General features: G+C 45.0%; 23 protein-coding genes. 13 read left to right on the forward strand and 10 right to left on the reverse strand.

The features are described from left to right. Positions 1-12 precede the first annotated feature (12 nt). Positions 13-1,278 carry a WG repeat-containing protein gene (locus tag AC5JBY_RS20845; protein WP_495906586.1) on the reverse strand — a complete coding sequence of 422 codons (1,266 nt, stop codon included), beginning with the start codon at positions 1,276-1,278 and terminating at the stop codon, positions 13-15. A 100-nt stretch (positions 1,279-1,378) separates the two neighbouring features. Between AC5JBY_RS20845 and AC5JBY_RS20850 the strand changes: the two genes are divergently transcribed. Continuing rightward, entirely contained in the window at positions 1,379-1,951 is a 573-nt protein-coding gene (locus AC5JBY_RS20850; RefSeq protein WP_495906587.1) for a leucine-rich repeat domain-containing protein, read from the forward strand. A gap of 43 nt (positions 1,952-1,994) precedes the next feature. Here AC5JBY_RS20850 and AC5JBY_RS20855 read toward each other — a convergent pair whose 3' ends face one another. Beyond that, positions 1,995-3,176, reverse strand: coding sequence for a THUMP domain-containing class I SAM-dependent RNA methyltransferase (locus AC5JBY_RS20855; protein WP_495906588.1), 1,182 nt, complete (start codon positions 3,174-3,176; stop codon positions 1,995-1,997). A 52-nt stretch (positions 3,177-3,228) separates the two neighbouring features. Continuing rightward, the gene (locus AC5JBY_RS20860; RefSeq protein WP_495906589.1) at positions 3,229-4,302 is read right to left on the reverse strand and encodes a BF3164 family lipoprotein; all 1,074 of its coding nucleotides are present in this window, start codon (positions 4,300-4,302) and stop codon (positions 3,229-3,231) included. An 83-nt stretch (positions 4,303-4,385) separates the two neighbouring features. Between AC5JBY_RS20860 and AC5JBY_RS20865 the strand changes: the two genes are divergently transcribed. From AC5JBY_RS20865 to AC5JBY_RS20875, 3 genes are all read left to right on the forward strand, one after another. Next, on the forward strand, positions 4,386-5,261 hold the full coding sequence (locus AC5JBY_RS20865) for a hypothetical protein (protein WP_495906590.1): 876 nt from the start codon (positions 4,386-4,388) through the stop codon (positions 5,259-5,261). A 73-nt stretch (positions 5,262-5,334) separates the two neighbouring features. Continuing rightward, the gene (locus AC5JBY_RS20870) at positions 5,335-5,703 is read left to right on the forward strand and encodes a DUF4345 domain-containing protein (RefSeq protein ID WP_495907970.1); all 369 of its coding nucleotides are present in this window, start codon (positions 5,335-5,337) and stop codon (positions 5,701-5,703) included. A gap of 124 nt (positions 5,704-5,827) precedes the next feature. Further along, positions 5,828-7,231, forward strand: a complete 1,404-nt coding sequence (locus tag AC5JBY_RS20875; RefSeq protein WP_495906591.1) for an RNA polymerase sigma factor — start codon at positions 5,828-5,830, stop codon at positions 7,229-7,231. Between the two features lie 59 nt (positions 7,232-7,290). Here the strand turns inward: AC5JBY_RS20875 and AC5JBY_RS20880 are convergent, their stop codons facing one another. Further along, positions 7,291-7,860, reverse strand: coding sequence for a Crp/Fnr family transcriptional regulator (locus tag AC5JBY_RS20880; RefSeq protein ID WP_495906592.1), 570 nt, complete (start codon positions 7,858-7,860; stop codon positions 7,291-7,293). Positions 7,861-8,120: 260 nt separating this feature from the next. Between AC5JBY_RS20880 and AC5JBY_RS20885 the strand changes: the two genes are divergently transcribed. From AC5JBY_RS20885 to AC5JBY_RS20895, 3 genes are read left to right on the forward strand one after another with little or no spacing between them, the layout of a single operon-like run. Continuing rightward, positions 8,121-8,552 (forward strand): nuclear transport factor 2 family protein, encoded by a 432-nt coding sequence (locus AC5JBY_RS20885; protein WP_495906593.1) that lies wholly within the window; start codon positions 8,121-8,123, stop codon positions 8,550-8,552. Between the two features lie 26 nt (positions 8,553-8,578). Further along, positions 8,579-9,094, forward strand: a complete 516-nt coding sequence (locus AC5JBY_RS20890) for an SRPBCC family protein (RefSeq protein ID WP_495906594.1) — start codon at positions 8,579-8,581, stop codon at positions 9,092-9,094. 16 nt (positions 9,095-9,110) lie between these two features. Continuing rightward, a complete protein-coding gene (locus tag AC5JBY_RS20895) occupies positions 9,111-9,809 on the forward strand; it encodes a hypothetical protein (RefSeq protein WP_495906595.1) in 699 nt (232 codons plus the stop codon). 3 nt (positions 9,810-9,812) lie between these two features. Here the strand turns inward: AC5JBY_RS20895 and AC5JBY_RS20900 are convergent, their stop codons facing one another. After that, positions 9,813-12,218, reverse strand: coding sequence for a histidine kinase dimerization/phosphoacceptor domain -containing protein (locus AC5JBY_RS20900; RefSeq protein WP_495906596.1), 2,406 nt, complete (start codon positions 12,216-12,218; stop codon positions 9,813-9,815). A gap of 57 nt (positions 12,219-12,275) precedes the next feature. Further along, positions 12,276-12,704 (reverse strand): cupin domain-containing protein, encoded by a 429-nt coding sequence (locus tag AC5JBY_RS20905; RefSeq protein ID WP_495906597.1) that lies wholly within the window; start codon positions 12,702-12,704, stop codon positions 12,276-12,278. Between the two features lie 482 nt (positions 12,705-13,186). Between AC5JBY_RS20905 and AC5JBY_RS20910 the strand changes: the two genes are divergently transcribed. The 3 genes from AC5JBY_RS20910 (at position 13,187) to AC5JBY_RS20920 (ending at position 14,896) form a co-directional block, all read left to right on the forward strand. After that, positions 13,187-13,639, forward strand: a complete 453-nt coding sequence (locus tag AC5JBY_RS20910; RefSeq protein WP_495906598.1) for an ELWxxDGT repeat protein — start codon at positions 13,187-13,189, stop codon at positions 13,637-13,639. 110 nt (positions 13,640-13,749) lie between these two features. Further along, a complete protein-coding gene (locus AC5JBY_RS20915; RefSeq protein WP_495906599.1) occupies positions 13,750-14,097 on the forward strand; it encodes a TfoX/Sxy family protein in 348 nt (115 codons plus the stop codon). Between the two features lie 85 nt (positions 14,098-14,182). Then, complete coding sequence (locus tag AC5JBY_RS20920; protein WP_495906600.1) at positions 14,183-14,896, forward strand: 2OG-Fe(II) oxygenase; 714 nt, start codon at positions 14,183-14,185, stop codon at positions 14,894-14,896. Here the strand turns inward: AC5JBY_RS20920 and AC5JBY_RS20925 are convergent, their stop codons facing one another. Continuing rightward, positions 14,897-16,024 (reverse strand): hypothetical protein, encoded by a 1,128-nt coding sequence (locus AC5JBY_RS20925; protein WP_495906601.1) that lies wholly within the window; start codon positions 16,022-16,024, stop codon positions 14,897-14,899. It abuts the gene before it with no gap. A gap of 152 nt (positions 16,025-16,176) precedes the next feature. Here AC5JBY_RS20925 and AC5JBY_RS20930 point away from each other — a divergent pair, with 152 nt between their 5' ends. Next, positions 16,177-18,210 carry a M13 family metallopeptidase gene (locus AC5JBY_RS20930; protein ID WP_495906602.1) on the forward strand — a complete coding sequence of 678 codons (2,034 nt, stop codon included), beginning with the start codon at positions 16,177-16,179 and terminating at the stop codon, positions 18,208-18,210. A gap of 65 nt (positions 18,211-18,275) precedes the next feature. On the opposite strand, the gene AC5JBY_RS20935 is transcribed toward AC5JBY_RS20930, so the two are convergent. Further along, positions 18,276-19,121 (reverse strand): hypothetical protein, encoded by an 846-nt coding sequence (locus tag AC5JBY_RS20935; RefSeq protein WP_495906603.1) that lies wholly within the window; start codon positions 19,119-19,121, stop codon positions 18,276-18,278. Positions 19,122-19,190: 69 nt separating this feature from the next. Here AC5JBY_RS20935 and AC5JBY_RS20940 point away from each other — a divergent pair, with 69 nt between their 5' ends. Together AC5JBY_RS20940 and AC5JBY_RS20945 are read left to right on the forward strand one after the other, a co-directional pair. Then, a complete protein-coding gene (locus AC5JBY_RS20940; protein WP_495906604.1) occupies positions 19,191-20,045 on the forward strand; it encodes a helix-turn-helix domain-containing protein in 855 nt (284 codons plus the stop codon). Positions 20,046-20,122: 77 nt separating this feature from the next. Next, positions 20,123-20,530, forward strand: a complete 408-nt coding sequence (locus AC5JBY_RS20945) for a DinB family protein (protein ID WP_495906605.1) — start codon at positions 20,123-20,125, stop codon at positions 20,528-20,530. Between the two features lie 95 nt (positions 20,531-20,625). On the opposite strand, the gene AC5JBY_RS20950 is transcribed toward AC5JBY_RS20945, so the two are convergent. Together AC5JBY_RS20950 and AC5JBY_RS20955 are read right to left on the reverse strand one after the other, a co-directional pair. Continuing rightward, positions 20,626-21,651, reverse strand: coding sequence for a dipeptide epimerase (locus tag AC5JBY_RS20950; RefSeq protein WP_495906606.1), 1,026 nt, complete (start codon positions 21,649-21,651; stop codon positions 20,626-20,628). Positions 21,652-21,683: 32 nt separating this feature from the next. Next, positions 21,684-24,383, reverse strand: a complete 2,700-nt coding sequence (locus AC5JBY_RS20955) for a 4-alpha-glucanotransferase (protein WP_495906607.1) — start codon at positions 24,381-24,383, stop codon at positions 21,684-21,686. Between the last annotated feature and the right edge of the window lie 137 nt (positions 24,384-24,520).

The following is a 24,520-nucleotide window of genomic DNA, read 5'->3' on the forward strand; positions in this document are numbered from 1 at the left end:
ACGCCAATACAATTATTCGGCTCCGGGAATAAAGATCTTACCCGTTTCTTTGTCCATATATCCACGATAGCCATTGGGCATTTCTACGTACCATGCTTTAAGACGCTGCTCTTCGGCCAATACCTGCTTCAGTACCGGCTTACTGAGCTCTGTAAGATCCCTTCGCAAAACGCCTATCTTATTGTTCAGCGTTGTTTCCAGGAAAAAGGAATGAACATTTAACTCTCCGATATTATCGTATATAAACGGGACCAGCACTTCTCCTTTAAGACCAATGATACCGGCCTTCCCATCTTTTACCGCTTTTATAAGAGCGGGTATCTTATTCACCTCATCGTAGAACGATACCTTTTCGACGTCTGCATAGCCTTTCACTTCAAAAGTCTGGTGCACTTTGGTGCCTCCGGAACCACGGGTCTCAATGCTCAGCTTCCAGTTGCCACCTCCCATGTTATACACATACAGGTCTTTCGGATTCAACCCCTGATCCCGGTCATTTGTCGCCTCTACGTTGGCGATACCAGCTCCTGCTTGTTCTTTACTACCTGCCTGGGCCTTTGGTGGGGGTATGGGTTTGCCATTATAGTCGAGATATGTCTTTACTCCCTTAGCCGTTAAAGCAATAGCTATTTTATTGTAGCGAAAGGTTTGCACGATCTCATCGTATTGGGCAGGAACGACCCAGGTGTTGGTTTTTGCGTCGAGCACGCCAAATTTGCCATTTGTTTTTACCACTGCCTTGGTCGTGTATCCTTCGTACTGTTGCGGCAGAAACTCGGCAATACCCTGGTAAATGCCTTTTCCTATTTGTTTGCCGGTAATGCCACTAATGAAAATCGTCTGTGTATCTTTTTGAACAATGAATATCTTTTCAGGGCAGCCACAATAATGCCAGAGTTGGTTATAGGGTTCTTGTGATATTACCTTGCCGGTCTTGAGATCGAGTATAACGAATTTGGTGTACCCTTCTTTGGTAAATCCATTGCTTTTTGCATATCCCTGGCCAAACCCTTCCCGGTAGGCATACAATTTATCGTATGTAAAATTGGTCAGGATCTTCCCATCGCGGCCAATGGCACCATATCTTTTATCTTTAATGGCGATGCCATAAGATTCTTTGTCAAAAAACACCGTAGTGTCGAATTGCGGTTTGGCAATTATTTCAAGATTGGCATTGGTCAATCCCCAACGATGACCATCAGAATAGGGATAAATAGGAGACTGTGCAGTACTTTTCAGCGAGCATAGTATCAGGGACAGATAGGCGATGTTTTTCATATATATGGATTCGGACATAAAGATATATAACAGCCTGACAAATACAAGTGGTACATTTGGCAGCCCAAACAGCATTATACAAATGAAAACTCCGACACCTATGCGGCATTTTTTGATGGCGGCATTACTGATAGCAGCGGCCTGTAATCCTGCCAGTAAAGTAAGTAACGAAGAAACGTCCCTATCTACAACGGCTTACGTGACCTCTACCAGGCAACTCAAAAGCGACAAGATCCCGGACAGCATTTTCCAGATCCCCACCCTACGCAGGCTTACCGTGAACGGCGGTGGCTGTAATCGCAGTGCGGGAAATAACAATGCCAACTGTTGGATGATCCGTGAAATTCCTGCCGAAATATCGAATCTGCAACAACTACAATTACTGGAACTAAAAGCCAACGACCTGCGTACCATTCCCCAGGAACTGGCCTATCTGTCGAAGCTGAAGACACTTGATCTTTCAGACAATCCTGCGCTGACGAATGTGAACCCTGTCACTAAACTGGTAAACCTCGAAAACCTGTATTTATATGGCTGTGACCTGCAGGTACTGCCTGCCGACATTGACAACCTGGTAAATCTTAAACAATTAGGATTGGCAGGCAATCGTATTGGTGCAGCGGAACAGGAACGGATCAGGCAAGCCCTGCCGAATTGTAAGGTCTCTTTCTAAGGAACAATTATATAAGGGAGGCTATAGGAAGTTGTGAACGCCCTTAAGAAGTCACTACTTTTGATTCCGAGCGGGTGCCGCTGTACAATTCATATTCTAACAGGCGGCAGTCGATAATACTGGTATAAAACTCTATACGCCTTGTAGCTTTCAGGCCAATCTTCTTGGCAAGGTCAAGGTTTCCGGTAAATACATAGCCGAAATAACCGCCACATTTTTGTTTCATGAAGTCGCCAATACGGCTGTATGTTTTTTCCAGCTCCGCTATTTCACCCAGCCGCTCTCCGTATTCAGGATTCACATAAAAGATACCGGGCACATTTTGCGGCACTTCTGTGGCAGCAAAATCACAAACGTCAAATTCTATCAGGTTGGCAACACCGGCAGCCACTGCATTCTTACGGGCATTCTCGATGGCCCTGGCGCTGTAATCGGTAGCGATGATACGAAGACCGGGCACTTCTTTGATCTGCTCTTCCAGCCGGGCATCCTCTTGAAAATATACCTGCTCATCATAGCCCTGCAGGTGCATAAAAGCATAGTTGGTCCTGAACAGGCCCGGCCTGCGGTTGGTCGCGATCATGGCTGCTTCGATCGCAATAGTACCGGAACCACACATAGGATTTACGAAAGGGCTTACCCTGTCCCAACGGGTAGCATAAATGGTGCAGGCTGCCAGCGATTCCAGCATTGGCGCCTGACCGGGTATTTTGCGGTATCCATGACGGGCCAGTGAATCGCCCGAGGTATCGACAAACACTTCGGCCTTATCCTCTTTCCAAAATAAATGTATCACAGCGCCAGTCAAAGCAGAGCCGGTGGAGGGGCGTATTCCTTTTTTGTCGCGCAGCCTGTCGACGATGGCGTCTTTTACACGCAGGTTGGCATACATGTTATTATTGATGCTGTCGTTGCTGACATTGCTGGTAATGGAAAAATAACCGCCATCGGGCAAGATGTCTTCCCAGGGATAGTGAAGCAAAGTCTTGTAGACCTCGTCAGCATTACGGGCCTCAAATGATTGAAGACTATACAACACCTGGCTGGCGCAACGGAGGTTCAGGTTGAGCCTGATACACTCATTGACGGTTGCTTTTAGCTTTACGCCGGTAACAAAAGTTTCTATGATGTCAAAGCCAAGCTCCTTTACCTCCTGTTCGAGGTAAGGCATCGTTCGCTTATGACAGGTAATGGTAACAGCCCCGGGGGTAGTATAAATATCCATACTGCGCGAAAGTAAACCTTCAGGCTGGTTGTAGCAAAAGTTGTAGAAGCGGTCACCACTTCAATGCAGAAGAGCTGATCACTTTTGTCTGGGGGTTTAGCGTATAAAGGGTCTTATCGTCAGATGAAACCGAAAAATCGACGATGTCATTCTTTAAGTTAATTTCTTTGACAGGATTCCCTTCCCAATCATACACGAATATTCTATTGCCGTAAAACCGGTGGAACGATTGAAAGGAATAACCGGAAAACAGCAAGTAGAAATAGTTGGTGGTAACGTGCCCCTTCAGGAAACCGTACTGCGTTTCCCGGCCTGGTGTGGCTTCCGTTACCCCTGCGTTATTTTCGAAAGGTGCGAGTTTCGGCAAAAAACCTACCGGTCCCTTGATCTTCTTATGCTTTCCATTGCCAATATCCAACAGCTCTAATTGATCGGAATACCGGCAAGCCAGCAAGAGTTTTGTCTTATCCGGCTTTAACAGCATAAAGCTCTCATATGACATTTTATTGACCCTCGACGAACCAATATTGGTATCCTGCTCGTAAGACAGGAGTTGCTTATTACGTGTACTATCTAAAAAATTAATATACACGAGCTTTCCATCTGTATCATAATTACCACTGAGCAATGCCTCGTTTCGATTTAAAAGCATAGCATCATAATAAAAAACCTGCGGAGTGATACGATATTCCGAATAGTAGTCTATACCTGCATTACCTTTTAATACCGTATCTATATTGGCTACAATGAAGCCATTTTTGCCTACATCGAATACCCATACCAAACTGTCGGAAATACCAAAGGACATAAATGCCAGGGTCCCTCCTCTCCTTTGGCTTGCAGGCAGGATATTATTAACTGCTTTTTTTTGACCAATATCGAATACCCGTACATGGTGTGGGTTACGGTTCAGGTTATTTACCACCAGCAACAGGGAGTCCCTGTATATAGTCATCAACTGAGGCGTTGGCAGATCTACATCGACCAGACTGGTTTCTACCTGAGGCGCAGCAGTGGTAAACTTGTCTGCATCGCTTGTATTCTTTACATTACCTCGCACTGTAGCACAAGCATAAATACTACTCGTAATATAAAAGAGATATAAAAAGTGAAGTATTTTAGGCATAGACAGTCTTGTAATGGTTGGTTCGTTAGCGCCCACTTAATGCTTGTTTGAAATTCTGGAAACATATCGTACTTTGGTAATCTATGAAACCCTGCCAGTTAGCTTTCCCTATTATTATCCTTCTCATTTTTTCTTGCAAAAACAGTACTTCTGTTACGACACAGGAAGATACGACCAAAATTACTTCAAAAGATACAGCCAATTATGTAGATGAGCCTGGCTATCCAGTGAAATACGTCGAACACGCACGGCTAAAAATAAAAGATCAGGTAATCTTACTGACCTCCCGGTTTGCTGTAGTGAATGGAAAGGTAGATGAGGAATGTCAATATCATGCTTCCTCGAATTATTTCATATACGTGAATGAAAAGACTGGAACATCTGATACACTCGAGGCTGAACTTGAAAGCCTTGGAGGCTGTTCAAGATGCAAATACATTCTCCGGGACATGACTGAACACTTTCAGTCAGAAGATCTCATTGTACAAATCGTTACGCCATCAACAGATATCTACTACACCAATTCGTTTGTTGGATTCCGGAACGGCAAGTTCCAGCATTTTTTTTCGATTGATGATACCCGGGAAGAGGGCATTGAGCTTCATCGGGAAGATTCAAAACTAAGGGGTAATATAGCTGGCCGTGATGAAGTAGTAGAAAACCTGGAATTTGACTACCCGGTAGAGATCGATACGGAAACGTTTGAGGTTAAAAACATCCGGCCCGTTAAACAATATATCGGCTGGAACACAAAGGCAACAGAATCATTCCGGGCATACCGGGTCATTGCCGGACGGGTCGATAGTTTGCTGGTGGCGGTGAAGGCAGGCGATGAGGTAACTATAGATACTTTGTACCGCACATTGGGGAAGGTGCGTGTGTACGTAGCAGATTCGGTGATGGTGGAGATCAAAGTTGAAACTGCCCGGAAGAAACTGGGACACAATACCGCAGGATAACTGTATTATCTCTCCATTATTTTAATATCAAAAAGAACAATCATTGACACGCCCCGCTTCAAAGAACCTGCATTTGACCGTCTCCATACTTGTTATCATTCCCGTTGCACTGGCGTATGGTGTATACCCGCAAAGGATGCTGCCCTGGCTGTTTGACTTTAAAGTAGACAATATCAACCTGGCAAATATTTTCAGGGCTATGATGGGTTTATACCTGACCATGTCCGCGGTTTGGATTATGGGCATTGTTAAACCCCGGTTATGGACCACGGCCACCATTACCAATATTACTTTTATGGGAGGGCTGGCGCTTGGCAGGTTAGTTAGCCTGGCTTCAGACGGCGTTCCAGGCAAATATTTTCTAACAGGGCTGGTGTTAGAGCTGGTTCTTGCTATATGGGGAATAATAAACCTGAAGAAGTATGGAACTGATTATAAATGATATTCAGGGACTTAGAAATGATCTAAAATTTCATCTTTAAATAACTGCCACCATTTACCCATAATGCGTCATATGCTGGTAAGATCATATGATCTTTTGCTTCATTGTAAAAACAAAACAGAAATTGACAGCATCAACAAAAGAGTTTTGGGAAAAGGCCTATCAAAGCAATATTGGCAGGTTGATTGGTATTTGCTACCGCTACACCAGGAACCACCAGCTTTCGGAAGATCTGGTACATGATGCATTTCTGAAAGCTATAGACAAGTCGGGGACATTTAAGGGCGAGGGCCAGTTTGAAGCATGGTTACGGCGTATCGTTGTAAACCATACGCTGCAACATTTAAGAGATCGAAAAAAAGATCCACACGTAGTGGATGTGATGCCAGATCTTATGTCACTGCATCCAATAGAAGAAAATATGCCCGCCATCAAAGCGGAAAGATTTACTGCCGCCGAATTGATGGAGGTTATTGACCAATTGCCTGAACACCATCGATTGGTTTTTAACCTATATGTGTTTGAGGAATTGACCCATGCACAAATTGGATCAACGCTCGGAATAAGTGAGGGTACATCAAAGTCACACCTTGCAAGAGCCCGCAGGAAGCTACAACAATTACTTACCCAAAAGATAAAGGAAGATCCTAACGAACCAGCGCAAAGAAAAGCCCTGATCCTCCTGCTGATTGGTGGTCCAAATGAAAACATGGACTCAATGTTTCGCGATACTTTTAGCGATTTTTCACTTCATTCCCAAAAGCCCTTATCGCTGGAGTCGATCCAATTCAGTAATCAGCCTATATTTAGACACCATTCATTTTTAAGATCTACCGCCAATATCATAGCTATATCGTCCGTCCTATCGATCATGCTCATCATTGCATTGGTTGCCAATAAAACAGAAAAGCTTGCACAAAAGACACCGGTAGTAAAAAATACCGTCTCAGACACTGCTGAAAAAAATATTACTCCTTTTCAACCTGCAATTGCCACCATCCGGGAAGATAGCGTCATTGTACAAACAAACTTAAAACAAAAGCCAATGAAGACATTAGATTCCCTGGCCCTGGCATTACTGTTATCAGTGGGCCTATCAAACGAGGTTACTGCGAACGATTCAATGAAACCTCCCATTGAAACATACAGTCAGGTGGAGGCAAAGCCTTCGGCAGATACCCCAGTTGTCAATCCCCCATCGAATGTAACAGAAGCACCCCATACCGTTCGACAAACAAGTGGCACCTTTCGCGCTTCCTCCCTTAATTGGTCGGACAAAAACAAAGAAGTATATTTTGAAGGACAAGTCCGCGTTAATTTCAAGGATCAGCGTTTTCACGGAAATGGCTCCTTCACATTACTGGGCAAAGTACAGTTACTCATTGTGGATGGGCAACAGATTACCGTAGGACAAAAAGTAAAACTCGCTGACAGCGATTACAAACTGGCCACTTTAGATAGCAAAGAAGCCACTAAAAAATACGGCGACAAAGGGCAATATGGCGCTGTAGAAATAACCCGTAAGTAGTGATTATTATAATATACAACCTTTCGGAGCGTTGGTTCTGAAGGGTTGTATGATTGTTATTACCTGATATCTTTTCTGATCCTGCTTAATGAAGATTGTGTTACACCTAAATAAGAAGCAAGCAATGCCAGCGGTATCCTGTTGGCAAGCTGTGGAAACTTTTCAAGGAAACCAAGATAACGGGATTTTGCATCTTCCGCCATCATGGGACTTATGCGGTTGACCTTTTCAATTAATGCCTTAGATGTAATCTGGTTAATTATTTTATCCCAGCCAACAATTGTCAAAGAAAGCTCGTTCATGGCTTCTGCCGAAAAAATCACCAGTCTACAGTCTGTAATTGCCTGAACATATTCTGAAGAGGGTATTTTATTATTATAGCTATTCAGGTCAACAGCAAAGTTATTTTCATCAATAAAATACCTTGTAATTTCTTCCCCTTTGTTATTGTAATAGCAAACCCTGAAAATACCTTCAACAATGAAAGCCCATTGTTTAGCGATTTTTCCCGCCTCCGAAAAATAATCGTTCTTTTTTAGTTCAACTTCTTTTGCCTTGTTTTGTATCAATTCAATTTGCTGCTGATTCAACTGCCCGAACAAAAGCAGATAGTCTATTAACTCTTTCATTGCTGCAAGGTCTTTTAAAAAATGCTATTAAAATTTGCCATTTGGCAAAAAACACACAATTATTCTTTGCACTTGCTGCTATATTGAAAGATAGGCAAAATTCTCCAGACCTGTGATCCTGAACCGCCCTTCCATTCCTGGCTCTTTTCCTGAAGATTTCTTATACCAATTTACTTTTTGCCAAATGGCAAATAATATGAAAATACTATCCATCAACTTTGTATTCTACTCTAATGAAGGAGTAGATAAAAAACAATGAAATGGAAAAAAGTCTTCAGGAAGAAAGTTTAAGCATCGTAAAAAAGTTCCTGGCCGCACTTGAGCAAAGAGACATTGCTGCCGTTGCAGCATTATTTAATGATAAGACCCAGGTCAAAATTCCTTTGTCACCAACAGGAGATCCCACTCCATGGTATTTATTTGATAGCAAAGAAAAAGTAACGGAATATTTTAAGGGAGCATGCGCCCTGTTTTCCCAGATTAAGTGGAAAGAACCTGTTTTCACCGTTAGTGCAGATGGTAAACGCATTTTTTTGGAAACACATGGCAACCTGATCAAGGCTGATGGCAATGCACCCTATGAAAATGTTTATGTATTTAGGTTTGACATTGAAGACAGGAGTATAGTAAGCATATTCGAGTATGCAAATCCTATCACCTTTTCAAAGCTTATGAATCTGCCAATAGGGTAATTTTTATAACTATATAATCAGCAATCATGAACATAAATAAACAATCTCAAAGAAGTCAGCTCTCAATGCCAACCGCCAGCGTAATTGAAACCATACATGTACCCATCAAGAGTGCGTTTGATTACATCCAACCGGTATCATTGCCAACCATTTTCCCAGGATATAGCAACATCCCGTCGATTGTAAAAACAAACGAACAGGAGTATTGGATCAAAGCAGGTCTTTCCCGTACAGTAACATTTGCAGATGGCAATTCAGCCCTGGAAAGCATGCTGCATGTTGATTATCCCAATTATTTCTCATACAGAATAGAAAACTTTACGGCAGAAGGTCTCAGCAACCTGATAGAGAAAGTAGAAGGAGCCTGGGTCTTTATACCCATTGAAGATGGGAAAGTAACGATTGGCTGGAAATACGTAATTACGCCCAGGAACGAAGAAGCAAAGCAAATTATCGAGGCACATGTGTTGCCTGATTTTCAGGGCATGCTTGAACAGGCGATGAAGATCTGTAAAACAAATCTGGAATCGGGCAATATTTGATCTTATATTAGCGGTTATGATAGATCTATCGAATGCTGAGCATCAAATTCACTGTGTCACGAATTTTCAAGACCTTGTTTCTATATCATTTAATGGAATAGTTAATGCCATTTGTTGGACGCGTAGACTAACAGGTGATTTTTCTGAGATCGTTAAAAAGGTAGAACTAAGCGGAAATATAACGACCATTGAAAAAGAAGAGCTTTGTGCACTTCAGTTGAGTGAACAAGGACAACTTGCCCGTGAAATTCTTTTAAATGACTTTAAGCTATTGGAAGCGCATGGCGCGTCGCCAATCCTTAATGTGATCAAACACTATGACCAGGATGATACCTACCCGTTTTTCCCAACCGATGTTTATTCTTTTCATGTAGATCGATCTCCTATACCAACCGATACCTTTTTATGCACCTACTATGGCGATTCGAGTGAAATATTGCCCAATTCAAAAGGCAAAAAGAAAGTACTTATTCCGGAAATACGTGAGGAACTCAAAAAACTATATCGTGGAGCAGATGAAGGTTTTGAATCTTTCTTAAGTGAACATTTCTTTGATTTGCACTATCAGGCTGAACCTGATGCACGTCCAGTAAGTCTGGGCCTTGGTCACCTATGGAGGCTGGCGGTTGACCATCCTGAAAGCCAGGTCCCTCCTTGCCTTCACCGTGCACCAAAGGAAAAATCCGGACAGAACAGGTTGTTGATGATCTGTTGAATGTCACATCGCCCAATGCTGCTTCAACTCATTTTCCATCTCCTTTACCCTATTGGTTCGGTAAGCGGAGATGCCGGAAACGATGATCTTTAATCCATTATCATTGACGATAGCGAGAGAAGCCTGCAATTGTTCACTCAATCCCCTGATGAGCTGGAAGCCCAGTGAACCAGTTTTTTCATGGTCGAAATCCTTTTGCAGCCCTCTCCCATTATCAGCCAATACCAGCTCGAACTCATCATACCGGGTTGCTTTGAGCCGGATATAGATCTCCCCCCGTTGACCAGCATCGAAAGCATATTTCATGGAATTGGTCACTGCTTCGTTAATGATGAGCCCCAGACACACGGCTTCATCTACATTGAATGCCATAGAATCGATGTCCAGTTGCATTTGGAAAGTCCTATACAGGCTAAAGCTCTCTTTCAGGGAACCGACCAGCTCAGGCACGTAGGTTGCCATATCGATCGTCTTGCAATCATCCGACTGGTAAAGTTGCTGATGGATCAGCGACATGGAAAATATACGCGACTGCGAATGCTGGATCGCCTGCAGCGCATCATCCTGCAAATAGATGGATTGCGTTTCGAGCAGGCTCACGATCGTATGCAGGTTGTTCTTCACCCGGTGGTGCATCTCCTTCAATAGCCAGCTTTTGTCTTTCACGAGCTGTTGCAGCAAACTATTTTTATCGGAGATCACTTTGTTTGACCTGAGTTTGGACCAGAACAACCAGCACAACAATGCCACGATGGCCGATAGCAACCCTATAATGAGAAAAGTAAGCTTTTTCCTCGCTTTAGCCTGATCAATGGCTGCCTGTTGTTCCAACGAATTTTTCTGAAGTATCTCAAACTCTTTCGCTTTCAGTTGCAAGGCTATTTCATTCCGCTGACCGATCAGCGATGCTTCTTTCAGCTTTGCTTCCCGGATTGTCGCCTCCTGTTCCATCCGTTCGGCATTGTTATTCAGCACGAATATATTCTCCTCTTTTGAGCGGAGCTCTGCCTCTTTTTTACTCGTTTGGTATTGTGTTTCCAGTTCGTCTGTCAGCCGCGCCTTACCCACCGTAAAAATCGAATCAGATAATCTTTTACTATTCAGTAGCGATCTGTAGGCATTTTCATGATTACCAAACGCTGCTTCTGCCTTTGCCAGCGCCAGGCTATTCATAGCGATCAATGGACTATTTTCAACACTCATTTTCTTTTCCGCCACCTTAAACACGATAACGGCTTTCTCAAATTGATCAAACTGGTAGTATAGCAATCCCAGGTGATAGTTGATGGCGCCGGTTGATATACGGCCTGCTTCCGCGTATTTTATGCCCTCCAGGAAACATTTTTCCGAAGCGGCAAAGTCCCTCAATTCCCGGTAACAACGCCCCAAAGCAAGGTTCGCAAAATAATGATCCATATTGCTTGTCGGCGGAACTACGGCTTGCATCTTGCTCATATACGGCAACACTTCATGCAACCGGTTAAGCTTCTGCAGATTCGCACAGTACGTGGCCACCACTCCGTAAAACTGTAGCAAATCCCTGTATCGCAAAGGCTCCTTCAATAGCTTGCCGTAATAGAATAACACTTTTTCAGGCCGCTCCTGCACCGCATTGAGACCTCCCAAACAATTATAAACATGCGCCACATCAGCGTCTGTACTTTTCGGCGTTAACGCTTTTTCGGCCCGTATACCATAATCCATGGCTTTGTAAAAGTTGCCTTCTGTGGTATATACGATACTCAATCTGCTATACACCTGAGCTATAGAAGGGTAGCCATTTACATCGGTGCATTGTAGCGTCAGCAGGTAATATTTTTCTGCAATGGGAATAAGATGGCGGGCCCTGTAGTGGTTAGCAATAATTTCCACCGCGACCACTGTCCACTTTATATAATACCTGGTTTTTATCGCCAACGATAAAGCAGCTTCTGCGTAGTGCGCTGCCGTGTCGAGCATACCCCGTTCTTCCGGATTGGCTAATGAAGCAGCTAAACTACAAAAGCCGGCCAGACTAAGAAGCGCTCTTTGCCGGGTAGTATCATTCATAGCAAGCAGTAGCTTTTCGGAAGCGGCAAAATCTTTCTGCTCCATGCGCAACAGCACCGTCAGCAATAGCCCCTCCTGCTTATAGAAGGTATTTCCTGTACGAGCAGCCAGTTCGGTCAGTTGCGTGGAAAATACCATACCGCTGTCCAGATCGTTTGGGGTTTCCCCCCGCTTATACAGGTATCCATAACCCAGGTCCAGTAACGTAGCCGCCCGCTCATTGCTGGAAAGATTCAACGACAAGCGGTCGAGCAATCCGGATATCTTATCCGGGGCTACGATCTTTCCCCCGGGAACGTACTGGCCGTAACCCGTGAAGAAAAATAAGGCGGCAGCCGTCGCCCCTATAAGCCGTTTCATGTTGGTTGATTTAAGGTACTTTCTTAAGAAGCGTTATCACAGGTTAGCCTGCAGGATCTACTCTTTGGCCTTCTCCGGAATGAGCACAGGGCTTCCTGTAGCTCCCACGAAGAAAACCACCAACACCGCTTCCTTTGTCTTGCTCAGATTCCTGGTCTGATTGTGAAGGCCTCCTGGTTCTTCCCAGAAAACTTCCCCCTGTTTATAGACCCTTTTTACACCCTCAAATGTGGACTCTATGGAGCCTTCCAGCACGTATCCAACAGTGGCCATCGGATGTCTGTGCGCCTTAGATACTTCACCCGGAGCATACCGCACGAAAACTACCTCGACCTGATCTTTACGGAGGTTGGCAGGGAGTTGCTTTGTAAAAAGGACTTTAGGAGGATGAGCTGTGACTTCCTTATCAGCATGTTCCTGATGTTGAGCTTTTGTACCAAATCCGAATGCAGTCAATAACACGAGACTAAAAACAACCTTTTTCATAATACTGAGTTTAAAAATTACAGCCTTTTACAGGCCTGATAGATAAAAGCGATTGATAATAGCCCAGGAGTAGTCCAAAAGGTGTACCCAGTCCAAAAGGAACGCAGCGAATGCAGGGATTTGAATTAGCTTATTCCCTTAAAAATGACTACCGTAAAGCGTTTGAAGAAATTAATATGGAGCTGTTTTCGCGTATATGCAGACCGCTACCCGCCCCAAAGACACAGCAATCTTTCACGATATTTCGTGAAAACACGATTATTCACAATTGCCACCGCAGCTATTACCGGGCCCGGAGATTTACATCTTATAAACTTCAATAGTTTATGGGCATGTTTCAGAATGGGTGAAAAAACGGTGACGCCGATTATCAAAGAAAGATAGCTTGCAAAAACAAGTCCGGAGTAAGCAGAAAATTCAACACAACGTAGACAAACAAAACCAGTGCGGAGTCAGCACTTATAATCACTGACGGCAATAAAATGAAAACAATACTATTTTTATTGGGCAGTATGCTTTTTACTAGCACTGCAAATTCACAAAGCTTTTTCTTAACAGCCGAAGATCGCACACACGGAGTTGAACTATGGAAAAGTGATGGCACTTACAAGGGAACTGTTATGGTCAAAGATATTAATACAACTGCCGGAACAAGCTCAAATCCCAGCCAATTTACATTTGTAGGGAATACATTATTTTTTACTGCCAATGACGGAAGGAATGGCACTGAATTATGGAAAAGCGATGGCACTTACGCAGGAACGGTTATGGTCAAAGATATTAACACAAATGCCGGAGCAAGCTCAAACCCTGGACAGTTTAAAGTCATAGGTAATACATTATTTTTTACAGCCACTGACCGTGCAAACAATGTTGGATTATGGAAAAGTGATGGCACAAACGCTGGAACTGTTATGGTTAAACAATTCCAATGAACGCTACATCAAAGACATAGCCCTTTGCTACACCCCTGCTACCCCTACCGTCCACTTAATTACTTACTTTTAGTGTCTCAACCATCTACTTAAAACGCTAATCCGCTCATATGGCATTCGACGAACTACTGGCCGACCGCGTACGGGAAATGATCGCCGCCACTGAAAAAAAAGTGGAAGAAAAGAAAATGTTTGGCGGGCTCTGCTTTATGGTCAACGATAAAATGTGCGTGGGCGTAGAGCAGGAAAGACTTATGCTGCGCATTGGCCCCGATGTGTACGAAGAAGCCCTTGAAAAAGAGGGCTGTACACCGATGGACTTTACCGGCAAGGTCATGAAAGGATACGTGTTTGTAGATAAGGATGTATTGACTACCAACAAGCAACTCGGCTGGTGGATAAAACTGGCACTGAGCTTCAACAAAACGGCCAAAGCTTCCAAAAAGAAAAAAAGTTGATGGGTTAATAGGTTGATAAGATGTAACTGATGATTCCGCAAGAATCAGGTTTGCCGGGCTATCGACCGCTGATAGCTTTGCAAACATGGAAAACATTATCAACAGGATCGATGCACAGGACTGGACAGCAGCCGAAGAACAACTTCACAATACTGGTTATGCCCTACTGCCCGGCGTATTGAAAGAAACGGAATGCAATCAACTCATTGAACAATACAACGAAGCCACCCACTACCGTAAGACGATCGTCATGGAGCGGTATCGTTTTGGCCTGGGCGAATACAAATACTTCAAATATCCCCTCCCCGGTCTGCTGCAGGATATCCGGCAAACGGTCTACGCAAAACTGGTCAACGTAGCCAATACCTGGATGAAAGCACTGGGTATCGATCGTCAATACCCGCCCACCCATGCGGCTATGCAGGCGCTCTGTCGTAAGGAAGGACAAATTCATCCTACCGTATTGATACTCCAATATGGCAAAGGCGGACACAATACCTTGCACCAGGATTTATATGGGGAGCTGTTCTTCCCCATTCAATTGGTGCTTTTCCTGAACGAACCGGGAGAAGATTATACCGGTGGCGAGTTTGTGCTTACCCAGCAAGTGCCCCGGGCACAATCCAAAGCCATTGTATTAAAGCCGCGCAAAGGCGATTTCCTGGTATTCACTACCAATTTTCGCCCTGTGAAAGGCAGCAAAGGTTACTACCGCGTCAATATGAAACATGGCGTAAGTGAAGTACATACTGGCCGCCGCCACACGCTGGGGATCATTTTTCATGACGCACAGAATTGATCACTGCTGCTGGTTTATAATACGTGCGATATGCCGCGCGATAGCTATGTTGGCTATAGCAGCAGGATGTCCGTCCCGGGCAATAAAATTACGGCTATCATTATAGTCAAGAATTGAAGATACATTCACCAATTGCACATCCGCAGCAGCCAGATCGTTTAACTTCTTATTGATCATATCAACAGGCAACCCTTTTATTTCCAGGTTGGCCCAGTTATCATTGTCCCAATTGACCACTATCAGTTGCCCACCAGTACGCCGAATGGCTTCCGCCATCTTTCGGATCATTTGAAAGCATTTGTCGTAATCAGCTTGAGTCAACTTACGCACCCGTGCATTCACTTCTACCCTGCCCAGCATATCCTTCAGAAAGCTAAAAGTGCCCAATAACGAGGCGTAATGAATATACCGCTGCTTTGCAATATCGACCTGATTGATCATTGGTCCGGTATTCACCAGGGAATCTCCTGACATCCTGAATAAGGGCCCCTGCAGGTTCCAATCGTACAAGCCATTCGCCCGTAAAATATGATCATATAAAAAAGAATAGACAAAAATCTGCTGATGGTTGCTGGTAGTATCAAATTGTTCTTTGAACAACTGGTATACCTGGTGAATACCATATCCTGTAGTACCCAGGTTTACAGTATGCATATTATTCATTTTACCCAGTTGCCAGGGAAGACTGGCGCTATCATCCAATCCCTGACCAAAAGTGAAACTACAACCGAGAAATACCACTTTCCGTGCATGCCCGGTATCCATAAAACTGATACGGCGGTTAACAGGTCGTTTGCCAGTATCGACTCCCGGCAATATGGTGTAAGTAGCCTGGTAAACAGTATCCCCTTTCCTGGTAATTTTACGGGCGATACAACTACCGGTTTTATTCATCACATAACCCAGGCTGCTGTCGTACCTGAAAAAATCTTTACTGCAATCGCCTGTTTCATAAGCTGCTCCACTAAAAAATAACCGGTATGAAAACTCGATAATGGACAGGAAGAAAAAGATAACCACCATCATCAATACCAGGTTGGGGATTCTTTTTTTCCTTCTTATACGGTATATGAAAATTGCCAGTAAAAGCAGATTTGTAGCAATAAGTAATAATCCTCGCTTGTCCATGATGACAGTTTTCCGGGCTTAAAATAAAGAATAATTCTCAAAGATGAAGTACAACTGTTCATCCCGGATTCCTTTCACTCATCTATTATACCCTTTTACCCTATTGGGGTAAACGGTACCTTTAGAAGCATCAAAAACTACAACTGTCAAATATGAAAATCCATGTGTTGCTTACGGCTGCTTTGCTCGGCAGCCTCGCTGCTTGTCAAAACAACGATACCAAGCCACCGCGACCGGATGTGGTAGCGGCCAATATGGACACTACCGTAAAGCCCGGCGATGACTTCTTCCTGTACACCAATGGCGGATGGATCAAAAACAATCCCATTCCTGACGAAGAAAGCCGCTGGGGCATCGGCAATATGGTGAATGAAGAATTGTACAAACGGGTGCTCACCATCAATGAAAAAGCCGTGGCTGATTCTGCTACCGGTGGCAATTCCAAAAAACTGTCCGATTTCTGGCTCAGCGCCATGGATACCACGTTCATTGAACAAACCGGCATTAAACCACTGCAACCAGAGCTGGATAAGATCAACGCCCTCCAGGATATCCCTTCCCTCATGCAACTGATTGCCGATTGGGAAGTGAAAGGCATCTCCCCTGCTTTCAGTGCTTTCATATTCCAGGATGCCAAGAACAGTGAGCAAATGGCGCTCTACCTCTACCAGGGTGGTCTCGGCCTGCCCAACCGTGATTATTACTTCAACACTGATGCAAGGACTACCAACATCCGTACTGAATATGTAAAGCACCTCGCAAAGATGTTCCAGTTGCTGGGCGATGATACCACCACTGCCGCCAACAATGCAACTACCGTTATGAAGCTGGAAACAAGGCTGGCAAAGGTCTCCCGCAAACTGGAAGCCCTGCGCGATCCCTATGCCAACTACAACAAGTTTGCCGTTACAGACCTTAAAAAGTTAACACCTGCGGTAGACTGGAAAGCCTGGATGACCAATATCGGCGCTGGCAAAGTGGATTCTGTCATTGTAGGACAACCGGAGTTCTACAAAGAGCTGCAGGCAGTGCTCACCACCGTTCCCCTGAACGATTGGAAAACTTACCTGCGCTGGAACCTGGTAAACGAATCAGCCCAGTATCTGAGCACACCGTTTGCCAACCAGGACTTTGAGTTTTACTCTAAAACCATCAGAGGAGTCAAGAAACAACGGCCCCGCTGGAAAAGAGTGCTGGACACGCAGAAAGGTGTAATGGGTGAACTGGTAGGTCAGTTGTTTGTAAAAGAGTACTTCAACGAAACAGCTAAAAAGCGGTACTCAGATATGGTAGAAGCCATCCGCACAGCCCTGAAAGACCGCATCAACAAGCTGGATTGGATGAGCGACAGCACGCGCCAGAAAGCCCTGCACAAGCTGGCCACCATGAAAAAGAAAGTAGGTTACCCTGATAAATGGAAAGACTTCTCCGGCATGCAGGTCAGCCGCAGCGCTTATGTACTCAACATGCAGCAAGCCAACGCCTGGTGGCACCAGTACAATGTAAACAAACTGGGTAAACCGGTAGACCGTACAGATTGGGACATGGCCCCACAGGAATACAATGCTTATTATAACCCCTCCAACAACGAGATCGTATTGCCCGCAGGCATCTTTACCGTACCGGGCTACCGCGATGAAGAGCTGGACGATGCCGTAGTATATGGTTATGCAGCCGCTTCCACCATCGGCCATGAGATCACGCATGGCTTCGACGATGAAGGCCGCCAGTTCGATGCCAACGGCAACCTCGTAAGCTGGTGGACGAAAGAAGATGAAGAGAAGTTCAAGAAGAGAGCACAGGTAATGATCGATCAGTTCAATGGATATGTAGTGGTGGATACGCTGCGCATTAATGGTAAAGCTACCCTTGGAGAAAACATTGCCGATCTGGGTGGAATCCTGCTGGGATGGGATGCTTTCCAAAAAACAGAGCAATATAAGAAAGGAGAAAAACTGGCTGGTTACACGCCATCACAGCGCTACTTCTTTGGTTATGCGTTGGGCTGGCTGGGACATACCCGAAAGGAATCACTGGCCAATCAATTATTGACAGATGTCCATTCACCGGCACAATACCGTGTAAATGGCCCCATGGCTGATGTAGATGCATTCTATCAAACATTCAATATTCAGCCAGGCGATAAATTATATAGGCCCGATAGCCTGCGCGTGAGAATTTGGTAAGTACTTCCTGCCACGCATACAAAAGCTGCATAGCTCCACACTTGTTGTGATCAGTTATGCAGCTTTTATTTTACCAGCTCCCACTTGGGCTTAAGCAAAGTTCTCACAGTACCCACTATCATTTGTCTTTCTTCTTCACCTGGCTTTAGCGGATCAAAGTGTTGTATGTGCAATGTTCCGGTGACTTTTATTTTCTTTCCAACCATCTTTTCATCCCAGGAGTCGATCCCTTCTACAAAATAACTGGCACTATCAATGACCGATAATACCACGCCCCCACCTTTCCTATTTTCAGCATACCCAGTCACTTCCATCTTTATCCCTTCTTGTGCAATGGCCCTGTGGAAGACTACTTCATTGATTGTCGTATAGGCTACGAGTCCGGAATCTTTGCTCCAGAAAAAATTCCTGAAGAACTGCTTCTCAGCATGCACCCCTGTATCCGGTACAACAGCATGAAAATATACATTTGATAAGTATCGCCCTTCGAGCAAGGTATCGATCAGCGCCACAGATGGTTCTTTTGCCGTTGCCGTATAAGTTCCTACATTACCAAAAACAATAACAGGCCCTGCCTGTGTGCTGTCACCAGATGCGCTGATACCTATATAAGCTGTACTATTATTATAGAAGCTGGCAGACTTAATCACGAAGGCTGCATCATATTCTTCAAACTGAAAATCCGACAATTCTACCTTATCGCAGGGAGTATAATAATTACGTACTTCCATCACTCCAAGGGTATCTATTTGTCCTTTATAGTTGACATAAAGGTATTCGGTCCCCTCTTTAAACGGATCGACCCACGCGCGCTGATCCGGACGTAAAGACTTCTTTTGACAGTTAGTAGAGCAAGCACTCCCGCCCAATACCAATAAGATGGCAAGAGTGGCAATCAACAATTTATTCATTGTAAGCGTTTTTGGGGTCATATTCTCCATTAACGTACTTTTCGCCAGCCTATTTTGTACATTAGTAGCATGAATGCAGACATTCATACCTTATACCAGTCAGACTTTTATCGCATTATGGATTTTAAATGCCGGTGCGTAGATTGTCGTACATCCAAACCAGAGTACAATGAAACGTTCTGCATCAGCTTTGTGCGCAAAGGTAATTTCCTGTTCAACGTTTTCCGCCGCTCATTGGATTCTTATACAGGTTGCGTGCTAATTACCAAACCGGGCTACGAACGTACGGTAACGCATGCCCACAGTGTGCCTGATGAATGTACGATCTTTGAATTTACCAAGCCGTTTTATAAAGGTATTTTACAACAGTACGGTAAAACGAAGTTCTTTTCCGACAATGACCTCCATTCTACCCTGTATAAAACAACACCCGAAACGGAATTCCTGCATTATTATATTGCCCGCCTGGTCCTCGCCCGTACCGGCAGCAAGTTGCAGATCGATAACCTGGTGATGGAAGTAATGCACAAAGTGTTGGGCAGCATTACCGATTATTCGCCCGATCCCAATATTCATACACGCCTCAAACAGCAACACCTTACGACTATTGAACTGGCAAAACATTACATCACAGAACATTATACAGATGACATTTCCCTGCAGGAAATAGCCACTCACTGCCACGTAAGCCCCTTTCATTTCAGCCGTTTGTTCAAAACGTTCACCCAGTGCTCTCCACACCAGTTTCTGCTCAATATACGCCTCAAACATGCTGAGATGCAGTTAAGAGATTCTTCCATACCCGTAGCTGATATTGCTTTTACTTCCGGCTTTAACAGCATCGAGCACTTCATCGCGGCCTTCAAACAGAAATATAAATACCCACCCACGAAATACCGCGCACAAACGACTACTATACAGTAAGAGCAAGCAAAGAAAATAGCAAGATTCCTTAAGTCATCCGGAAGGGCGTCAGTTAGCTTTGTCCGAAACAAAATGTTATGCAAGCACAATTGAAAAAGACATTAGCCAACTCCAGGAGTTACACGCTAAGTGTTGCGGAAGCCATGCCCGACAAATCATACGATTCCAAACCTGCCGGCGCAGGGTGGAACTTCCGGGAACAAATGCACCATGTTGCGTACGGCATACAGTGGTGGGAAGTGAATTATATTAAAGGTGACAAAACCGACTGGGCGCCTCCTACCACGAAAAAGAATAAGAAAGAGGTGATCGCTTACCTCAACGAAGCATACGATGCTCTGGAACAAACAGTCAATGAAGGGAAACTGTCAGCAGAGGCAGTGCAGGGTTTCCATGCCACGATCGATCATATTACACATCATCGCGGACAGGCGGTGTTGCATTTACGTGTACAAGGAATAGAACCACCGGAATACGTTTATTAACCTGAAGTAAGAGGTAAGAGGCAGGATTCAAGGCTCAAAACAAGAAGTTAAAATCTTAGTGGCTTTCCTACTTCTTACTTCTTACCACCTATATCCTACTTCTCGTACACATCCGTAACCTCCACGCCCAGCCCGGGCAAACCGGAGAATATAGCTTTTCCATTGTCGAACTCCAACCCTTTGGCAATATCTTCTTTCAACAACAAGGGGCCATCCATATCCACATAATCCAGCAGCGGCGTTAAATGCGCAATAGCAGCCGTACCGATGGAGCTTTCATTCATACTACCCACCATCACTTTCATGCCCAAGGAGCGGGCCTTTTCGATCATAAAGCGGGCGGGCGTAATACCACTGCACTTGGTGAGCTTGATATTGATACCATGAAAATGCTGGTAGCACTTTTCTACATCGCCTTGCACCACACAGGCTTCATCGGCAATCAGCGGCAAGGGAGACTTTTCATACAGTATCTTCATCCCTTCCCAGTTATCTTTTGCCAGCGGCTGCTCGATAAACTCAACGCCCAACGCTGCAAGTTGGGGTATCTTTTCCAACGCTTCTTCCACCGTCCAGCCGGCATTGGCATCGATGCGCAGGGTGGCATCGGTATGCTTGCGCAAAGCGGTCACGATGGCTATATCTTCGGCCGTTCCCAATTTGATCTTGTAAATGGGCCAGGGCTTTTCTTTCATCTTTTCTACCATCTTGTCGATAGTGTCGATACCAATGGTATAATCGGTGAGCGGGGCTTTTTCGATATCCAGGTTCCACAATTGGTATAAAGGCTTCTTGTACGCCTTACCCCACATATCCCACACCGCTATATCCAATGCACACACCAGGAAGTTATTCTGGGGAAACAGGTGGTGCAGGTAATGCCAGTAACGCTCAGGCTCTGTGAAGGCAAACTTCTCTACCATCATCTTCTTACGCTCCAGGTCTTCTATCATCTTCTCCACCGGGATATTGTAATACGTAATGGCTGGAGCCTCACCATAACCTACTATCCCACGGTGTTCAACTTCTACAACGAGCGAAGGCTGGTGTGTTTTAGTACCCTTGGAAATGGTAAACGGATGACGGAAAGGGAGATTATAAGTCCTATAAGAAACCTTCATTGGTAGTAAGTATAGCTTTAAAACTTTCTAAATTATCGTCCACTCGATACAACCTGTTCTTTCAACTCCTCATTGAACTCCTTCTCCTTGATAAGCTGTTCCAGCGGGATATGCATCCGGTATTTCCAATAATGCTTCGAAGTAGCAGGCACGTTGATGCGCTCTTCCTGCGGATTCTCGCGGCGGGTAGCATCACTGGTACCCAATATGTCCTGCAACTGGAAGATGGCCCACATAGCCGGTGAATGCAGGTGCTGCAGTACGATGGCCTTATTGATCCACGACTCACAGAAGAAAGGCGCTTCGCCCCACTGCTGCAACTCATTATTATAAAAACGTTGGATCTTCTCCCGGTCCTCTTCCCACCAGCCACGGATGGTGCTCATATCGTGCGTGGAAGGCGTCACTACCGACAGGTAAGGCGCAGCCGTCGGATTGAAGAATTCATGATGAGCATCTTTCGGCATACGCTGGATCTCGAGGCTCAGGATACCCAGTTGCTTCATCACATGCGGCACACAACCCGGCACCAGGCCAAGGTCTTCACCACATACCAGCATATTGGTACTGCGTTTCAGCGCAGGCAGTTTCTTCATCGCTTCCTTCATCCAGAAGTCATCCTGGCGGCGGAAGAAGTAATCAACATACAACTCCTTCAACAACCACTGCGTGTGCCCATCGAGGTAGCGGAAACTGGTAGTGCTTTCAATACCAAACCGGAAGTGAAACTCCTGCCCATTGGAGCCCGGTTGCTCAAACAGGATCACATTGGAGATCAGGTCATACAACCCCTGTTTGATATGCCCGTTGTCAGCAGAAGGCTCCAGCGTAGCGAAATATTGTTCTACCTGCCGCTGCGTGGCATACTCGGGCTTCAGCTCATACGTGCCGTCCCCAATCGCATGCAGGAATGGTTTGAATTTTTCATTGTTGGGGCCAAACAGCTCCCACAAAATGGAATCGTTGATGCAAGGCTTGCAATAGCGGTAATGATCGAACCAGATACCACGCTGGCCAAACTCATGTAGCTTTACCGATATGGCAGGCACAAAATGTCCCATGATACCTTCTACTGCATGCAGCGGAATACTCCAGATACGGAAGAATCCAAGGATATGATCAATGCGGAAAGCATCGAAATAATTACTCATCTGCACAAAGCGACGATGCCACCATTCAAAACCATCTTCAGCCATGCGCTCCCAATTGTAGGTAGGAAAGCCCCAGTTCTGTCCACGTACAGCGAAGTCATCAGGCGGCGCACCGGATTGTACATCGATATGGTACAGCTCGGGTTCCATCCACGCATCACAGCCATAGCGGTATACACCAATAGGAATATCCCCTTTGAGGATAACATCATTCTTATGGGCATACTCTGCAGCCTCTTTCAATTGCAGGTGCAGATGATATTGTGTGAAATAGTGCAACGCTATCTCATCATAATGTTTCATTTTAGGTGACACAAACTTGTCGATAGCCTCTTTGCTATACTTATTATGCGTTTTCCACTGGTTGAAATCGGAAGTATTGTAACGGTCGCGCAGACAACAAAAAGCCGCATACGGAACCAGCCAGTGCTTATTATGCTCGAAGAACAGGTAAAAGTCTTTATCCTTCAGCAGCTCTTCTTTTTGCAATGCATACAACTCGCGGATAGCCGCCAGCTTCAGCTTCATCACGGCTTCATAATCCATGTCAGGCAAGGCATTCAATTCTTTCTGCTTCTTCTTCAGGGGCTTTATAATCACTGCATGCTCCTTACCCGCCACCTTTTCCAGGTTCAGGTACAGCGGATGCAACGCAAAAGCCGATATAGCAGCATAAGGATACGTATCCACCCAGGTATGCGTAGCGATGGTGTCATTGACCGGTAATATCTGAATTAGCTTCAGACCGGTTTTCTTTGCCCAGTCGGCCAGCAGTTTAAGATCAGTGAACTCACCGGTACCAAAAGAGTTTTTACTACGCAGGCTAAACACCGGCACAGAAACACCGGCGCCTTTCCAGGTATTGTTGGGCAGGTGCACAAAACCATCGTGCAAAATGGTGAGCACTTGCTCATTGTCTTCATCGCCCGGTAATCCATACAATACCCTGTTCTCGTCTGATTCGTAGCGTACAAAAGTTTCTTCTTTGGTATCGTATACGCCGTACTTATAAGTAAGGGGAAAGTCTTCCCGCGGCAATGTGAGCTTAACCGTCCACGAGCCGTTTTCACGGTTCAGCAGGACAGGCGCTGTTGTATCCCAGTTGCCCGTTTCGGTGGTACTGCCCAGCAGGCAAACCACTTCATTACGATTGAGCAGCGGCGCTTTTACTTTAAAGAGGTGTGTAAACTTCTTAACAGCCTTTGCTTTGGTACGCGCATGGTCATTGAGCAATACCTGTTGAAAAGGATCGGAATAAAAGACGTTCTCGTATTCACCTGCATGATTCCAGGTATCTACAACCTGTATCAGGGCAGGGCCACGCGATTTACCGGTCTCGATCACCCGCTCGCCCCATTCGAACACGCGGAAGCCGTCTTCATTCTTTAAAATATAATTGTAATGGATAGCGCCCGATGCCGGTAGATCCGTCTCGATGGTACCATGCCAGAAATCATTATTCAGGTGATTGAGCGTAAACGCCTTTTCAACATCATGATTACCCAATGCCTCGATATTGCCGGTAACCGCCAGCAATTGGCCATATTGGGTATGAAAGCGAACATAAAAGTGAATTGTCATCATTAGGTGTTTTCCAAACAGAAGCCCTTCCCACGCTGGTTAGGATGGGCGAATTTATTACAAAGTGTACGAATTACGCTACACTGCTGGCTGCGTTTTACAAACATGTTAATGAAATGCGGTATATGCAAACCGGC

This window comes from Paraflavitalea sp., from assembly GCF_059502485.1.

Coding starts and splice junctions, on each gene's coding strand:
- AC5JBY_RS20905 (WP_495906597.1), bottom strand. CDS start 12,704: ATGAAAAAGGTTGTTTTTAGTCTCGTGTTATTGACTGCATTCGGATTT.
- AC5JBY_RS20950 (WP_495906606.1), bottom strand. CDS start 21,651: ATGAAGGTTTCTTATAGGACTTATAATCTCCCTTTCCGTCATCCGTTT.
- AC5JBY_RS20880 (WP_495906592.1), bottom strand. CDS start 7,860: ATGAAAGAGTTAATAGACTATCTGCTTTTGTTCGGGCAGTTGAATCAG.
- AC5JBY_RS20865 (WP_495906590.1), top strand. CDS start 4,386: ATGAAACCCTGCCAGTTAGCTTTCCCTATTATTATCCTTCTCATTTTT.
- AC5JBY_RS20845 (WP_495906586.1), bottom strand. CDS start 1,278: ATGAAAAACATCGCCTATCTGTCCCTGATACTATGCTCGCTGAAAAGT.
- AC5JBY_RS20890 (WP_495906594.1), top strand. CDS start 8,579: ATGAACATAAATAAACAATCTCAAAGAAGTCAGCTCTCAATGCCAACC.
- AC5JBY_RS20895 (WP_495906595.1), top strand. CDS start 9,111: ATGATAGATCTATCGAATGCTGAGCATCAAATTCACTGTGTCACGAAT.
- AC5JBY_RS20910 (WP_495906598.1), top strand. CDS start 13,187: ATGAAAACAATACTATTTTTATTGGGCAGTATGCTTTTTACTAGCACT.
- AC5JBY_RS20885 (WP_495906593.1), top strand. CDS start 8,121: ATGGAAAAAAGTCTTCAGGAAGAAAGTTTAAGCATCGTAAAAAAGTTC.
- AC5JBY_RS20860 (WP_495906589.1), bottom strand. CDS start 4,302: ATGCCTAAAATACTTCACTTTTTATATCTCTTTTATATTACGAGTAGT.
- AC5JBY_RS20920 (WP_495906600.1), top strand. CDS start 14,183: ATGGAAAACATTATCAACAGGATCGATGCACAGGACTGGACAGCAGCC.
- AC5JBY_RS20945 (WP_495906605.1), top strand. CDS start 20,123: ATGCAAGCACAATTGAAAAAGACATTAGCCAACTCCAGGAGTTACACG.
- AC5JBY_RS20930 (WP_495906602.1), top strand. CDS start 16,177: ATGAAAATCCATGTGTTGCTTACGGCTGCTTTGCTCGGCAGCCTCGCT.
- AC5JBY_RS20900 (WP_495906596.1), bottom strand. CDS start 12,218: ATGAAACGGCTTATAGGGGCGACGGCTGCCGCCTTATTTTTCTTCACG.
- AC5JBY_RS20925 (WP_495906601.1), bottom strand. CDS start 16,024: ATGGACAAGCGAGGATTATTACTTATTGCTACAAATCTGCTTTTACTG.
- AC5JBY_RS20935 (WP_495906603.1), bottom strand. CDS start 19,121: ATGAATAAATTGTTGATTGCCACTCTTGCCATCTTATTGGTATTGGGC.
- AC5JBY_RS20850 (WP_495906587.1), top strand. CDS start 1,379: ATGCGGCATTTTTTGATGGCGGCATTACTGATAGCAGCGGCCTGTAAT.
- AC5JBY_RS20855 (WP_495906588.1), bottom strand. CDS start 3,176: ATGGATATTTATACTACCCCCGGGGCTGTTACCATTACCTGTCATAAG.
- AC5JBY_RS20955 (WP_495906607.1), bottom strand. CDS start 24,383: ATGACAATTCACTTTTATGTTCGCTTTCATACCCAATATGGCCAATTG.
- AC5JBY_RS20915 (WP_495906599.1), top strand. CDS start 13,750: ATGGCATTCGACGAACTACTGGCCGACCGCGTACGGGAAATGATCGCC.
- AC5JBY_RS20940 (WP_495906604.1), top strand. CDS start 19,191: ATGAATGCAGACATTCATACCTTATACCAGTCAGACTTTTATCGCATT.